Annotated in this window: 11 protein-coding genes and 1 other RNA gene; 6 read left to right on the top strand and 6 right to left on the bottom strand. The window is 40.8% G+C overall.

Features of this window, described 5'->3' with window-relative positions; translation table 11 throughout:
- Nucleotides 1-11 precede the first annotated feature (11 nt).
- Complete coding sequence (locus PSPO_RS13025; RefSeq protein ID WP_040641443.1) at nucleotides 12-1,889, bottom strand: penicillin-binding protein activator; 1,878 nt, start codon at nucleotides 1,887-1,889, stop codon at nucleotides 12-14.
- Nucleotides 1,890-1,952: 63 nt separating this feature from the next.
- Between PSPO_RS13025 and rsmI the strand changes: the two genes are divergently transcribed.
- The 3 genes from rsmI (at nucleotide 1,953) to rnpB (ending at nucleotide 4,847) form a co-directional block, all read left to right on the top strand.
- Nucleotides 1,953-2,834 carry a 16S rRNA (cytidine(1402)-2'-O)-methyltransferase gene (gene rsmI, locus PSPO_RS13020; protein ID WP_010561605.1) on the top strand — a complete coding sequence of 294 codons (882 nt, stop codon included), beginning with the start codon at nucleotides 1,953-1,955 and terminating at the stop codon, nucleotides 2,832-2,834.
- A 77-nt stretch (nucleotides 2,835-2,911) separates the two neighbouring features.
- The gene (locus PSPO_RS13015; protein ID WP_010561606.1) at nucleotides 2,912-4,411 is read left to right on the top strand and encodes an OmpA family protein; all 1,500 of its coding nucleotides are present in this window, start codon (nucleotides 2,912-2,914) and stop codon (nucleotides 4,409-4,411) included.
- Nucleotides 4,412-4,483: 72 nt separating this feature from the next.
- Nucleotides 4,484-4,847, top strand: an RNA gene (gene rnpB / locus PSPO_RS13010) — RNase P RNA component class A.
- Nucleotides 4,848-4,905: 58 nt separating this feature from the next.
- On the opposite strand, the gene PSPO_RS13005 is transcribed toward rnpB, so the two are convergent.
- The 5 genes from PSPO_RS13005 to PSPO_RS12985 all read right to left on the bottom strand — a co-directional run bounded on the left by PSPO_RS13005 (nucleotide 4,906) and on the right by PSPO_RS12985 (nucleotide 10,428).
- Nucleotides 4,906-5,328 (bottom strand): group I truncated hemoglobin, encoded by a 423-nt coding sequence (locus PSPO_RS13005; RefSeq protein ID WP_010561607.1) that lies wholly within the window; start codon nucleotides 5,326-5,328, stop codon nucleotides 4,906-4,908.
- Nucleotides 5,328-6,149, bottom strand: coding sequence for a DUF3034 family protein (locus tag PSPO_RS13000; RefSeq protein WP_010561608.1), 822 nt, complete (start codon nucleotides 6,147-6,149; stop codon nucleotides 5,328-5,330). Before PSPO_RS13000 ends, PSPO_RS13005 begins: the two co-directional genes overlap by 1 nt.
- Nucleotides 6,133-8,463 carry a bifunctional diguanylate cyclase/phosphodiesterase gene (locus PSPO_RS12995; RefSeq protein WP_010561609.1) on the bottom strand — a complete coding sequence of 777 codons (2,331 nt, stop codon included), beginning with the start codon at nucleotides 8,461-8,463 and terminating at the stop codon, nucleotides 6,133-6,135. Before PSPO_RS12995 ends, PSPO_RS13000 begins: the two co-directional genes overlap by 17 nt.
- A complete protein-coding gene (locus tag PSPO_RS12990) occupies nucleotides 8,441-9,094 on the bottom strand; it encodes a methylamine utilization protein (RefSeq protein ID WP_010561610.1) in 654 nt (217 codons plus the stop codon). The genes PSPO_RS12995 and PSPO_RS12990 overlap by 23 nt, the downstream gene beginning before the upstream one ends.
- Nucleotides 9,095-9,243: 149 nt before the next feature.
- Nucleotides 9,244-10,428, bottom strand: a complete 1,185-nt coding sequence (locus PSPO_RS12985) for an MFS transporter (RefSeq protein ID WP_010561611.1) — start codon at nucleotides 10,426-10,428, stop codon at nucleotides 9,244-9,246.
- 114 nt (nucleotides 10,429-10,542) lie between these two features.
- Between PSPO_RS12985 and PSPO_RS12980 the strand changes: the two genes are divergently transcribed.
- From PSPO_RS12980 to PSPO_RS12970, 3 genes are all read left to right on the top strand, one after another.
- Nucleotides 10,543-11,430: a LysR substrate-binding domain-containing protein gene (locus PSPO_RS12980; RefSeq protein WP_010561612.1), complete on the top strand. Its 888-nt coding sequence runs from the start codon at nucleotides 10,543-10,545 to the stop codon at nucleotides 11,428-11,430.
- Nucleotides 11,431-11,523: 93 nt separating this feature from the next.
- Nucleotides 11,524-12,201, top strand: a complete 678-nt coding sequence (locus PSPO_RS12975; RefSeq protein ID WP_010561613.1) for a response regulator transcription factor — start codon at nucleotides 11,524-11,526, stop codon at nucleotides 12,199-12,201.
- Nucleotides 12,198-13,535, top strand: a complete 1,338-nt coding sequence (locus tag PSPO_RS12970; RefSeq protein WP_010561614.1) for a histidine kinase sensor domain-containing protein — start codon at nucleotides 12,198-12,200, stop codon at nucleotides 13,533-13,535. The genes PSPO_RS12975 and PSPO_RS12970 overlap by 4 nt, the downstream gene beginning before the upstream one ends.
- Nucleotides 13,536-13,700: the final 165 nt, after the last annotated feature.

The following is a 13,700-nucleotide window of genomic DNA, read 5'->3' as shown; positions in this document are numbered from 1 at the left end:
TTCCTTTTGCCTTACAAAGCCGCGTCCTGCGTTTCTTGTTGGTGATTTTTAATAAACAACGGCGTTGGTTTTTGCGACTTAATATCGAGCGTTACGATTTGTTTTTCTCGATATTGTGCCCACTTTAATGCGCGTTCAATGTCGCCATCTTGATTTACTGTTAGATCACCTGTTAGGCCTGTTAATGTTTTGCCTGGTACCATTTGTAGTTGGCGCAATTGCGGAATTAACTTAACCGCATCAAAACCCATGGCAAACAACTGTTGCTCTAAAGTTGTATGCTCAGGCCAGATTTGATCAAATTCACTGCGTAAAGACTGTTGTTCGCCTGTTAATGGCAGCATCCACGGAATTTCTGAAAAATACAAACCGGCTAAGTCTTTTTTGTCGGTTTTATCAGATTTAATATCGTGGCTACGCGAGCTGGCAAAAATAGGAATGCGCTTAGCAAACGTTGAAATATTCACATCAAAAGACGGTTTCAGCAGTCGCGTTTGCGCGGCATCGGCAATAATATAAATCGCATCAATGTCACGGCGAGAGCGCGTTTCTTCATGCAGCTTGCCTCTGAACATTAGACTGATTTCTCTAATACGCTGCTTACTCTTATCGACTTCAAGTAGCTCTTGCACCAGCTTTTGCATATCACGCTTGTTTGCATAAAAACCTACTTCCGGCTCATTATCAGAAAACTCCAACCACTGGTTGGTGAAATGGTTGGCTAATCGTTTACCTAAACGGTTGCCTGGTGCAATGACAAGTGGCTTGTTAAACTCTTTATTTACAAAGTGATAAACTGCTTGGGTTACTTCATGCTCAGGATTAAGTGCAAAGGCAAAGTGATCAATCGACTCAAGTGCCTGTGGTGTGGTGTTAAGATACATTGTAGGATAAGCATCGAGCGTGCCCGCTTGTTGTAACTTATCAATATTTTCTTTTAAAAGTGGGCCAATAACAAAATCAGGCGCGAGTTCATTTAGTTGCTCTGCAATTTGTTCTGCGCTCAATGCTGAATTAATAAAGTGCAATTCTCGGTCAGGGTGTTTTTCTGATGCCGCTAAAATGCCCGCCTTTAATGATTGCGATAATGCTTTTTGCTTACTTTGATTGCTTGGCAAAATAATTGCGATGCGGTTCACATTAATTGGTTGCACATCGATAATCTGCTGCATGTTATCAGGTAGAGCAAAGCTTGCCGGGTGATTTGAATAGGCATAATTCCACTTATTTAGCGCGGCTTGTAATGAGGTCGCATCGCCAATATAAAGCTGGGTATAAAGTGCCAAGCTAACCCATCCTCGTTGAATACTGCTACCTGAGTTAAGTGCTTCAAGCTGTTTAATTGAAAGTTGGTTTAAAACCTGCCAAAGTGCTTTATTTACTTTGTCGGCCTTAAAATCGTGTTTATTTGCGGTTTCTGACGCGCGAATTAAATACGGTGCCGCCTGATGAGGTAAGGCTTGAGCTGAGTATATATTGCCGTAAATTTCTTGGTGTAGAAAAAAATGCATTGGGGATGTGAGTTTGGCATTGAGCGACTCAAGCGTTTTTAATGCCGTGTGATAATCTTTTTGCTGGGTGTAAGCCAAGGCAATATAAAGCTGATTACGCACACTATCTGGGCCACCCGATTCGATTAGTTGTTCGCAAATGGTAATAACAAGCTGCCAGTTTTGCTCTTCAATTGCACGGTCGCGTGCAGTATAAAGTAACTGAATCTTATCAAAATCTCGTTTAGATAAGGCTTTTTGATATAAATCTTGTGCGCTGAGATCTACCTCAACAGCGGGTTTGGCTTTTACCGTTTCAACAACCGGTGTTTTTTCGGTTGTACTACACGCTGATAACAAGGAAAATATAGCTGTTAACCCTAATAGTTTTAGTCGCACGCTGATCTCAGTATTTTTCTATCCAATTAGGTCATATATTACAAACTGTTGTAGGAGAGCTCAATGGCAAATAGCCAGAAACCAACCGATTTAGGAACATCAAATCACCAAAGCGCTAAAGGGCAGTTATTTGTAGTAGCAACACCCATTGGTAATTTAGAGGATATTACGCAACGAGCACTCAGTGTTTTATCAAGCGTTGACATTATTGCAGCAGAAGACACGCGCCATACCAACAAGCTATTAAGCCACTTTTCAATTAAAGCAAAAGTGATTGCGGTACATGATCATAATGAAAAGCAAAAAGCGAGCGAGCTACTAGATTGGTTGGAGCAAGGATTAAATGTGGCGCTTGTATCGGATGCAGGCACGCCGCTGATTAGCGATCCTGGTTATGCCGTGGTTAATTTATGTCGTGAAAAAGGCGCAACAGTAAGCCCAATTCCAGGAGCATGTGCTGCAATTGCTGCGGTTTCATGTGCTGGCCTAGCGACAGATCGCTTTCAATTTATTGGTTTTACACCAGCTAAAAGCAAAGCGCGCCAAGAGTTCTTTATTGATGCGTACAATTCAGGCATGACAAGCATTATGTACGAAAGTACACACCGTATTATGGCCAGCTTAGATGACTTAAAACTCGCGCTTGGTGATGAGCAAAAAGTGGTGTTGGCAAAAGAGTTAACGAAGAGCTTTGAAACTTTCTTTAGTGGTACTGTGGTGGAATTAATCGATTTCTTAACGGAAGACACTGCACGTCAGAAAGGTGAAATTGTGTTAATGTTGCCTGGAAAACAAGCGGATAAAAATGCAATACCACCTGAAGCAATAAAACTGATTCAATTGCTACAAGCAGAAATGCCACTGAAAAAGGCTTGTGGTATTGCCGCAGACTATTTAGATTTAAAGAAAAACGCGCTGTATAAAGCAATGCTCGAACTGGAGTAAAAAAACACATATTCACATGTAAAGCGCATTAACTGTGCGCTTTTAAATATTAAACAGCAATAGATTAAGGAAGATAGATGTTTAAAAAAGCACTCGCATATTCATGTGCACTCTTACCATTGGTTGCAATGGCCAGCTCAGATGGCTTCGTCGTGGCAAAAAATGAGAGCGCCGAAACCCTTAGCAGTGCGCAATACGCGTATATACCTACTGTAATAATGATGGACAATGAAGGTAAACAATCCGTTGAAATTACAGGTCAATATAAGTCTTATGTTCAAGAACAAATAAGTCAGCCTAGCATCAGTTACTCGCATTACCTTGAAGAATTAGCAAATAACCTAATTGCAGACGGTTTTACAATTGCCACAAAATGCCTTACAGATTGCAGTACAAAATCTTACCGGAAAACCGTTGAAAACAGCTTTCGCTATAAAAATATTTACCAAATAGGTTATACAGGTGTCAGAAAAAATCGCTTTGGTTACCTTTCGGCGATAAAAGGAGAGGAGGGCAGTCGCCAAGCGATACAAGTGTTTGTACAAAATGATTATCGAGATGCATTAATGTATGCCTATGAACAGATTGTTGAAACGAAAATGCCAGATATTGGTGTATCTGTGGATAATAACTTTAAAATCAAACCATTCGATTTTTCGAGTTTAAAGGCACCAGAAGATGATGCTAGAGGCAGTGCTGACCATCCAATGATAGAGCGCTTCCCTGGCAGTTATATTGTTCATTCAGCGGTTAATGATTTTGAGTCATACCCTTTAATAATTGGCCCGTATAAAAAGTCGATACCGACTAAAAAAGTAAATGGTAAAGTTACTACGATTAACTACCGTATTAACAAGAAGGTTGGCCCCTACGCCGTGCATCAGAATTACATTAATGCATTACAAAAAGCAGGGTTTAACTTAATTTATGAGTGCAGTGCAGTAGATTGCGGTAACTATATTCTCCGCGATAACCTTCAAAACACAATTCATGCCAAGAATCACCGCTCAGACATTTATAATATAACCCGCAAGAGTCATTATTATTTATTCAGTGCTGAGAAAGTGACACCTCAAGGTAAGATCTACGCAACCATTTATAATCTGCAGTACAGTGGTAAATACGATGTAGAAATGGTGGTTGATATTATTGAAGAACGTGCAATGAGCCAAGTTGCACTTAATATTGATAGCGATACCCTAAGCAAGCAAATTCAAGCGACAGGCAGTGTGTCTTTGTATGGCATCGAATTTGATTTTGATAAGCACACACTAAAAGCTAGTTCAGATAAGCAACTAGCAGAAATTGCAGACTTTTTGAAAAACTCGAAGCAAGTATCTTTATATGTGGTGGGACACACAGATAACAAAGGGCAATATGGTTACAATCATGATTTGTCTAAACGCCGTGCTGCAGAGGTGGTTAATACGCTGGTATCAAACTACAAAATTGATAAGCAGCGTTTGACGCCTGTAGGTGTAGGCCCAGTTGCACCAAAAGCAGCAAACGATACCGAGTCGAATATGCAGCAAAATAGACGTGTTGAACTAGTTTTAAAATCGCCGCAGTTTCTTTGATTTAAGATGAATGGTTTTGCGGGGGCGCTAATAAAACTAGCCGCAGACGTTAAAATCCGTATAATGGCGCCCTGAGTCAGCCAGATAATCGCTGCTTTATCGTTGTATCTTCGGATATACGGGTAAAGGGGAGGAAAGTCCGGGCTCCACAGGGCAGGGTGCCAGCTAACGGCTGGGAGGCGCGAGCCTACGACAAGTGCAGCAGAGAGAAGACCGCCAACTTCGGTTGGTAAGGGTGAAAGGGTGCGGTAAGAGCGCACCGGGCCACTGGTAACAGTTGGTTGCAAGGTAAACTCCACCCGGAGCAAGACCAAATAGGGTTCCTTATGGTGTGGCCCACATCGGAACCGGGTAGGTTGCTTGAGCTTAAGAGTGATTTTAAGCCTAGACGAATGATTATCCACGACAGAACCCGGCTTATAGGCTGACTCAACAAATACAATAAAAAAGCCCAAGCGTTTTAGCTTGGGCTTTTTTATGTGTGGAATTAACCACTAGCGCTTAATAATTTCAGCGCGGTGTGGTGTGAGCTTTGCAAGTACTTGGTTTTGAACTGGGTAGCTTATGTTGTTGTCTTCCATTGCTTTTACCAATAGCTCGACAATGCGGTTAAAGTCGGCTTCATTAATATTCATGCCGGTGTGAATGTCGACCATATTATCGCCTTTATATTCACAAGGTCCGCCTATGACATCACATAAGTGCGTAATAAACCCAGCACGGAAGTGGCTTACGCTGGCTTTTGCAAAGTAATGAAATATTTGTTCATCATTAGCGATGTGTTGAATAAAACTATCAACAATATTTTCCAGCCCTTGTTCGCCTTTTAATTGGCTATAGAGTGTTTGATTTGCGTTATTGGCGGCACATGCTGTTAGTAGGACTGCAGTAAGAAAAAGTGTTAAGAGCTTAGCCATTAATAATACCCCGTGAGAGAAAGATACCAGCCACGTTGCTTTTCGATACCCGCAATCGTGCCTAAATTGATATAGGCCGCGGTAACGCTAATGTGTTTGTTAGGAAACCAAGCGACAAACACATCATGCCAATCATCTTCTTTTAGCCCCAAGTTGTCAGGCTTTTGCCGATACTCAGTGCCAATGGCAAGGTGTTTATTGACTAAAATGGCCGCGGAGGCTTCAAACTGAATGTGGCTTTTTTGTTGTGGTCCGCCAAAGCCAAGTAACCCGATTTCATTTGCGCGTGTGTGTCTAACGGTGGCGTTCCATAACAGGTTATAGCCGGCGACCGCGCCTAAATATAGTTTGCTTGCGGCAAGGTAAAAGTCAGTAGCAGAATCATCTTTTGCACCTAGGGCAAAGGCGATATCTGCTGTCTCGAGTCGCTTGTGTTGTATACCAAGCGATATTTGAGGGTAGCGACTGTAAACAAGGTCGCCGTAGAGTTGCACTTTCGCGCCATAAATTGATTGCTCGAGTGTTGTTGTAAGCGGCAGAACATCAAAGCGCTGTGCTGTGTAAGAGATCTCAATACGGTCATACAAGTTACCTTGTACGCCACAAGTACTTAATTCAAAGTCATCAACATTTGCCTGTGTGCAATATCCCGAAATCGACATTTCATCTTCGCTTGCGTAGCCCGCGAGTTGCGCCCATGGCACTAAGCCGCCGCCAGCGGCCCCTTCAATTTGTGAAACGCCCGGCGTTGCCAGCAATTTACCATTGCCATAACAACTCGTGGTAATCAGCAATAATAAAAAACTAATGATTTTTGACATAGTGTGCATACCATTCGCTAAGCTGCTCCGCCTTTTGCGGTTTAGCTAAGTAGTAACCTTGAATATAGTCGCAGTTAAACTGTGTTAATAAATCTAAACTTGGTTGATTTTCAACCCCTTCGGCAACTACACGCAGCCCTAGTTTGTGGCCAAGCGTAATAGTTGATTCGACAATATCTTGATCTTGTGAAGACTCATTAAGTTTAAGGATAAAACACTTATCGATTTTTAATTCATCAACAGGTAAGTTTTTTAATTTGGCAAGTGATGATTGTCCGATACCGTAGTCATCAACTGAGATTTCAAAACCGAGTGATTTTAAATGGGTTAATTTGGCGATGACTAATGCTTCGTTTTCGGCAATGTCGCGCTCGGTTAGCTCTAAGATTATATTTGAAGGATCAACACAATAATACGTTGTTGTTTCTAATAAAAAATGCACAAATTGCTCATGCTGAATATCTTGCGCAGAAAGGTTGACCGATACATTAAAGTACAGCCCTTGCTGGTTCCAAATTTGTATTTGATGCGCGGCTTGGCGAATAACCCACTGGGTTAAGGTTACAATAAGGCCTGATTGTTCGGCGAGCGCAATGAACATTTCGGGATTTACAAATTCATTGTTTTTATCGACCCAACGAATAAGCGCTTCGGCTTTATCTACTTGTTTTGTTTTTAAGTTGAGCTTAGGTTGATAGGTTAAAAATAAATTTCCTGTATCTTGCTCTAAAGCGAGTTTTAACTCTTCAATTAAATTCAATTTGTATAGGTAAGCTTCATCGTCACCGTTTTGGTAAAATTGCAACGTGTTATTACTTTTAACTGCATTTGCTGCGGCCATTGAGGCGCGACGAATTAGCTTTTCGCCATCGTTACCGTGCTCGAGAGAGTTTGCAATGCCGTAATAAATTTGCAGTGATAAATCGATGCCATCTAAATAAAAAGGACGCTCTAATTCATTGCGTAGTTGAGAAATAAGGCCTTTAATTTGCTGTTCATCTGAAATGGTTATCGCAACAATAAACTCATCAGCGTTGGGGCGCGAAAGCAAGCAATGTTTAGGTGTTTGGCTTTGTTTATGAAAGTTGCCAAGCCTTAGCGCAATTTCTTTTAAAATAACATCACCATTGGTAATGCCAATAGTGTCGTTAAGTGCTTTAAAGCCTTTAACATTTAGGTTTATTAATACGATTTGCAGGTTTAGCTTAAGCAATGCATCAATATCATTGATTATTTTGTAGCGGTTGTATAAGCCAGTCAGTAAATCGCGCTCAGCTTGGTAGGTAATTTTTTCTTCACGTTGTTTAATCGCGCTGCTCATCAGGGAAAAGCCACCATAAAGCTTCTCTAGCTCTTTAGGAAAACGATTATTTAACTGAGGTACTAGAAAGTTACCATCACTAATGTTTTTAGTGATGTTCATTAATTTATCAAGTGGTTGTGTAATACGTTTCGATAAAATGCGCGATAAACTAATGGCAATAAATAAAATAAATAAAATAGCCAGTACCGTGGCGATAATAAGTCGGTTTATATCGCGATGTAACGGATCAAGTGACGCAGAGAGCACGGCAGAAATATTGTTAGCGGTTGTAATTTCTATTGGTTGATGAAAAAACGACGCAGACGATAACAGTAAGCTGGTACCTGTTAAATTCGCACCAAAAACATTTTCATTGGCTAGTACATCTTTTGTTAAGCTGGACTGAATAATGTGTTTATTGGCTAAAAATGTAATATCCAACGATAGTAATTCACTTAATTGGGATAAGGTATTTTGATCAATGCGAAAACCAATTATTGCATAGGCAATGGTGTGTGGCGCTTTGACCGGAACGAGTATAATTTGATAGATACTGTCGTTAATTGCGATCATTTGCGCGTTAACCGCTTTTAGCGGAAGTGCATCAAGGTGTTTATTAAGTTGCGCTAAAGAATATGAATTATTGTTGCTGGCAATAAACTCGCCGTTTAGATTAATTAACACCATAAGATCAGCTTTAATACGCTGACCATGATTAAGCAAGGCGCTTTGCAGTGTTTTGGTGTCTTGGGTCGCAACAGCTTGTTTAAAACCAAAATCGGCAGTCAGTACGTTGGCCGATGTAATCAGCACTTGCTCTTGTTGTTTAAGGTTTTGCTTGAGTACATTCTGTGCAAAATACATTTGTTGTTGTAATTGCTGTTCGACATAGCTTGCCGTGGTTAGCCAGTAATTAATGGTTAGCAATAAGGTTGTCATAATAATAAGACTGGCAGCTAGCCATGTAATTTGCGCCCGCAGGCTAAGCTTAATTAGCTGTTTTAAAAACATCTTGAAAACTGCCTGTGGCTTTTACAGGTGCAACAGGTAACGTTAAGGTAACAGTGGCTTTTGCTTGCTTGAGCTCAGCAAGGTTAATTACTTGTTTATGCTTTACTCCATTGTTGTTTCGTGGGTGCCAAAGCCATGCGTTTTTTATGTTAGAGGGCGCTATATCAATAGTTGTTTCTCCTTTTGCATTCGACATGTACACGTGACTGTTGTTGTACACATAAATATAACCCACCATTGCATCATGAATATTGCATCCAAGCACAACCACGCCTGTGTTTTCAAACATGATGGGTGACTTAGGTTGACCCGCATAGAGCTTCAATTCAAAAGGCTTTGCTTTAGAAAAAGAGTAAACATGGTGGCGAATATCATCGCTATTAGGAAAAATTACATAGCTAGTGGCAGGTACAGTGAGCACATGAGGGCTAAACGCCTTATCGATTTGATCCATAACCAAAGGCGTATCTGGTATGTTGGTTTGTACAGCATCAAGAGTTTCAATTTCGATGATGGCATGCTCTAGCGCTTGGTTGTTTTGATCTGTTATCAGCAATGAAATAGCAGCACTTACGTGAAACGAAAACAGTAAAGTGCTTGCTAAAAAGCTGTGTTTTAGCAAAGCTGGCAAGTGAGGTTTCTCATCAAAAGTGGCATACAAATAATATTAGTAAGGCAAACCGAACGCGTCCAACAAATATCTAAAAAATCAATATTTTTAAAGCGTTAGTAATAGCTTTGCTGTGTCATGATAATGCATGACACAGCTATTTTTTGCGGTTAGGCGTGAATATTATCGTTATTGACTGCGCATTTATCTAAGCGACCGCTGTAACGCGTTACCACTAGGGCGAGCGCAGAAATTAGTGCGCCAATCCATGCGGTATCTTGCAATGTCAGTTGTTCCACAATAACGCCTCCTAAAATAGATCCCAAAGCAATGCCAATATTGAACGCTGCAATATTAAGACCCGATGCAACATCCACAGCATTTGGGGTAAACTTTTCGGCAAGCTTAACGACATAAACTTGTAATCCGGGTACATTACCAAATGCAAAAGCGCCCCAAACCAATACCGTAAATACGGCACCTATTTTCGATGTCATGGTAAACGTTAGAGCAAGTAAAATCAGTGTTAAGGCGCTAAAAATTATGGTTAACGCATTAATTGGTCCTTTTTTATCGGCGAGTTTTCCACCGTAAATATTTCCGACAGAAACCGATACGCCATATACCAGCATGATCAAGCCGATCGCATTTGCTGAAAAGCCACTTTCACTTTGTAAAATTGGAGCAAGGTAGGTAAATGCGGTAAATGTGCCGCCATATCCTAAAATAGTCATTAAATACACTAACAACAATCGAGGTTGTACTAACACTTGAGCTTGCTCTTTTAAACGAGCAGGGCGGTTTTGTTTAAGATTTTTAGGTACTAGCAATGCGCTGCCAACAAGCGCGATTACGCCTAATGCAGAGACTACTAAAAAGGTTGCTCGCCAGCCAAAGTGTTGTCCTATCCAAGTGCCAAGTGGTACGCCTGTAACTAACGCTACCGTTAATCCGGTGAACATAATAGCTATGGCGCTGGCTTCTTTTTCTTTACTTACTAAGCTGGTGGCGATGGTCGAGCCAATAGAAAAGAACACACCATGTGCAAGGCCTGTTAATATTCGAGCGATTATTAAACTTTCATAGCTAGGTGCTTGCCACGCCAGCAAATTACCCACAACAAATAATGCCATTAAGCTAAGTAGCAAATATTTTCGATTCCATCGCCCTGTTAAGGCGGTTAAAACAGGGGCCCCAATTGCTACGCCAAATGCATAAAGGCTAACCAATAACCCTGCACTGGGTAAGCTAACCTGTAAATCGTTGGCAATGGTGGGTACAAGCCCGACAATCACAAATTCAGTTGTGCCTATAGCAAAGGCACTTAGCGTTAACGCAAATAATGCTAACGGCATAAAGTTTCCTATTTTAGTTATCTACTAATGAGAGGACTATTGTGAGTATTAATTTATTTGCAAAAAATAGCGGTAGTGACAAAATACTTTTGTTAAAAATGAAAAGGTGGGTGTATGTCTGTTTCTGCTAAAACTGAAGATTTAGAAGCATTTATAACAGTGGTTGATAGCGGTAGCTTTTCTACTGCAGCAAACTTGCTTAATTTACAAGTCGCTAAAGTCTCTCGGGCGGTCACGCGTTTAGAACGAACTCTTGACGTAACCTTACTTAATCGCACCACAAGGCGATTAGAACTGACTGAAGAAGGGGCGTTTTTTTTGCGCCATGCGCGTGATGGCCTTAATGTTTTGGCAAAAGGCGAAGAAGCCTTGCGTTTACTAAAACGTTCACCGTCGGGAAAGTTGCGAGTTGATGCTGCCAGCCCGTTTGTGTTACATCAAATTGCACCGCTAATAAACGAATTTAGTGAACTATATCCTGATATTCATTTAGAGCTTACTAGCCACGACAGCATTATTGATTTACTCGAACATAAAACAGATATTGCGATTCGTATTGGTGAGTTAAGCGATTCAAACTTACATGCGCGTTTACTGGGAAAAAGTAAATTACATATTGTGGCAAGCCCTAAATATTTAGCTAACGTAACGTTTGAAAACGGGCAGTTCGCTCCCCAAAACCATCGTTTAATTGGTTTTAGTGATGCGCCTCATTTAAATAATTGGCCGCTTAAAAGGCCACAAAAGCTGGATTTTGCGATCAGTGCTTCCAGCGGAGAAACGGTGCGACAATTGTGTATTGCAGGGCAAGGGTTAGCGTTACTTTCTCACTTTATGATTAAAGATGATTTAGCTGCGGGACGTTTAGTGAGTGTATTTCACGATCACATTGTATCGCCCAACAAACGCGAGAGCGTTCAGGCGGTGTATTATCGCAATAGTGCGGTATCGTCGCGGATCTCGGTATTTCTCGACTTTATTTCGGCGCGGCTAAGTTTATAAAAGTAAAATCAACCCTTGGAATTTACATTCGAAGTGCAGCACATTAAACTTATTAAATGAGATTAAAAATCATTTTGGTTAGCTGTTGCAGTGATGAACATATTGCTCATTGAAGACGATAAAACGTTAAGTTGTTATCTCAAAGACATGTTAGTTAAATCGGGTTATCAAGTAGAGCAATGCTTTGATGGTGAAAGAGGCTTAATGTGCGCCCGTGAACATCGCCATCACTTAATCTTGCTGGATAAAATGCTGCCTAAACTGGATGGCGTTACATTATTAAAATCATTACGTGAGTTTAGCCAAGTTCCTGTGATTATGGTGTCTGCTCAAGGTGCTGAAGAAGAGCGCATCATTGGCTTATCGCATGGCGCTGATGACTATGTTGCAAAACCATTCAATGCAAAAGAACTGTTGTTAAGGGTTGAGAGCTTATTACGCAGAAGCCAAGCGAATAGTTTTACTAACGTGGAATCCGAAATTAGCATCGATGGTTTAACTATTAACGCGTCTTCTCAGCAAATCCAAGTGGATGGAAAACCACTTGAATTTACGCCAATTCAATTTAAATTATTATGGCAGCTGATCTCTAAACGAAATGTTGTGATCGATAAATCAGAGCTGTATCAATCCGTGCTTAACAGGCAATTAGGTGCGTACGATCGCAGTTTAGATATGCATTTAAGCCGTGTCCGGCGCAAGTTATCACAAGCAAATTGGCAAGGAGACCGCTTGCAAACCGTTCATGGAAAAGGGTATTGCTTTAAATGAAGCGTATCTTGTTATGGAAACTGTGTTTTATATTGGCTACAGGGCTGGTTAGCTTTTTTTATTTTTTACACATAGTTACGATAAAAACCGAAGAAGGCATGAGCTTCATCGCAGAGCAGCATCGCAACCAACTTAATGCGTGGGGAAGGCAGGCCGAAACACTATACTTAAAAGAGAATAAAGCTGCACTTCAAGCTTGGCTTGAAACACTCAAACGGCAAGAGAAAACATATGTGTCGATAGCGAGCTTTGAGGCATTACATATTGCAGGTGATACGTTAGATAAGAATATTGTGGGGGCATATCACTTTGGCCGCAGTGTAGAGTGGAAAATTCATCTGTATTTTGATGAAAACCCAATTATGGAAGTGCCATTTACGCAAACAAATGCAAGTTTGGTGATTCGTTTACCTGACTATATGCGTCCCGGCTCTTATTGGATAACAACTAAGTTTTTGCTGCAGGTAATTACGCCAATGGCCTTGCTATTGTTGCTTTCAATAATGCTGTATCGTCACATCATTACGCCGCTTCAACAGCTCGAAAAGGCCACATCAGAATTTAGCCGAGGTAATTTTTCGGTGCGGGTAGGCAAGTACCTCGGGCGACGCAAAGACGAACTGGCAGATCTTGCGAAAACATTTGATACTATGGTAGCAAGAATCGGTGAACTTATTGGTAATCAGCGCCAATTGATCGCCGATTTATCGCATGAGTTAAGAACACCTCTCACCCGTTTAGATATTGCGGTAGCTAATTTTGAACATCTTGATGCCAGTGACCATTTGGCGCGTATTGAAAGGGAATCTAAGCATATTCGAAAGCTTGTTGAAGATAGCCTCACACTGGCATGGCTTGATAATGAAAAATTGATTTTACAACAAGAAAGCGTTGATTTGGTCGACTTACTTGATGTGTTAGTTGATGATGCGCGTTTTGAATTCCCAGAACATCAATTAGAGCTGATTACACCAAATAACGCCATTGTTCATAACAGCAATCATCGTGCTTTGGCGCCTGCTATCGAAAATGTGATTCGTAATGCGCTAAGGTACACTCCTTCGCGTGGTCTTGTACAAATTTTGCTAACACTAAACGACAGTTACTATGTACTTGAAATAACTGATCAAGGACCGGGTATTCCAGAGCAATACTTAGAAAAAATATTTGAGCCATTTTTTAGATTGGATAAAGCGCGTATTGCAAATGGCGATAGCTTTGGCTTGGGGCTTGCACTTGCGAAGCGTCATTTAGCGAGTGTTAGAGCAAGCATTCACGCTAAAAATAAGTCTGAAAAGGGCTTAAAGGTGGTGATTATTATTCCCTGTGAATAGCGAGCAATCGCTTATCCGCTATTTTGATTTAACGCGTAACTCTGCAGTGCTGTGTGCTTTTATCCAGCAAATAGCTACTTAATTGCAAATGTAACAATTGTAAAATTGCTATCCTAATACAGTCTAAATGGTAATAATTCCTATTATCTTTACTCGATGATATAG

The organism is Pseudoalteromonas spongiae UST010723-006, assembly GCF_000238255.3.
Lineage (GTDB): Bacteria > Pseudomonadota > Gammaproteobacteria > Enterobacterales > Alteromonadaceae > Pseudoalteromonas > Pseudoalteromonas spongiae.
Note: the sequence above shows the minus strand (reverse complement) of the source record. Positions and strands in the feature narration are given on the sequence as shown.

Bases quoted from the DNA above. Each gene is read 5' to 3' on its own strand.
- PSPO_RS12995 (WP_010561609.1), bottom strand. From the start codon at position 8,463: ATGTTTTTAAAACAGCTAATTAAGCTTAGCCTGCGGGCGCAAATTACA.
- rsmI (WP_010561605.1), top strand. From the start codon at position 1,953: ATGGCAAATAGCCAGAAACCAACCGATTTAGGAACATCAAATCACCAA.
- PSPO_RS12980 (WP_010561612.1), top strand. From the start codon at position 10,543: ATGTCTGTTTCTGCTAAAACTGAAGATTTAGAAGCATTTATAACAGTG.
- PSPO_RS12985 (WP_010561611.1), bottom strand. From the start codon at position 10,428: ATGCCGTTAGCATTATTTGCGTTAACGCTAAGTGCCTTTGCTATAGGC.
- PSPO_RS13000 (WP_010561608.1), bottom strand. From the start codon at position 6,149: ATGTCAAAAATCATTAGTTTTTTATTATTGCTGATTACCACGAGTTGT.
- PSPO_RS12975 (WP_010561613.1), top strand. From the start codon at position 11,524: ATGAACATATTGCTCATTGAAGACGATAAAACGTTAAGTTGTTATCTC.
- PSPO_RS13015 (WP_010561606.1), top strand. From the start codon at position 2,912: ATGTTTAAAAAAGCACTCGCATATTCATGTGCACTCTTACCATTGGTT.
- PSPO_RS13005 (WP_010561607.1), bottom strand. From the start codon at position 5,328: ATGGCTAAGCTCTTAACACTTTTTCTTACTGCAGTCCTACTAACAGCA.
- PSPO_RS12970 (WP_010561614.1), top strand. From the start codon at position 12,198: ATGAAGCGTATCTTGTTATGGAAACTGTGTTTTATATTGGCTACAGGG.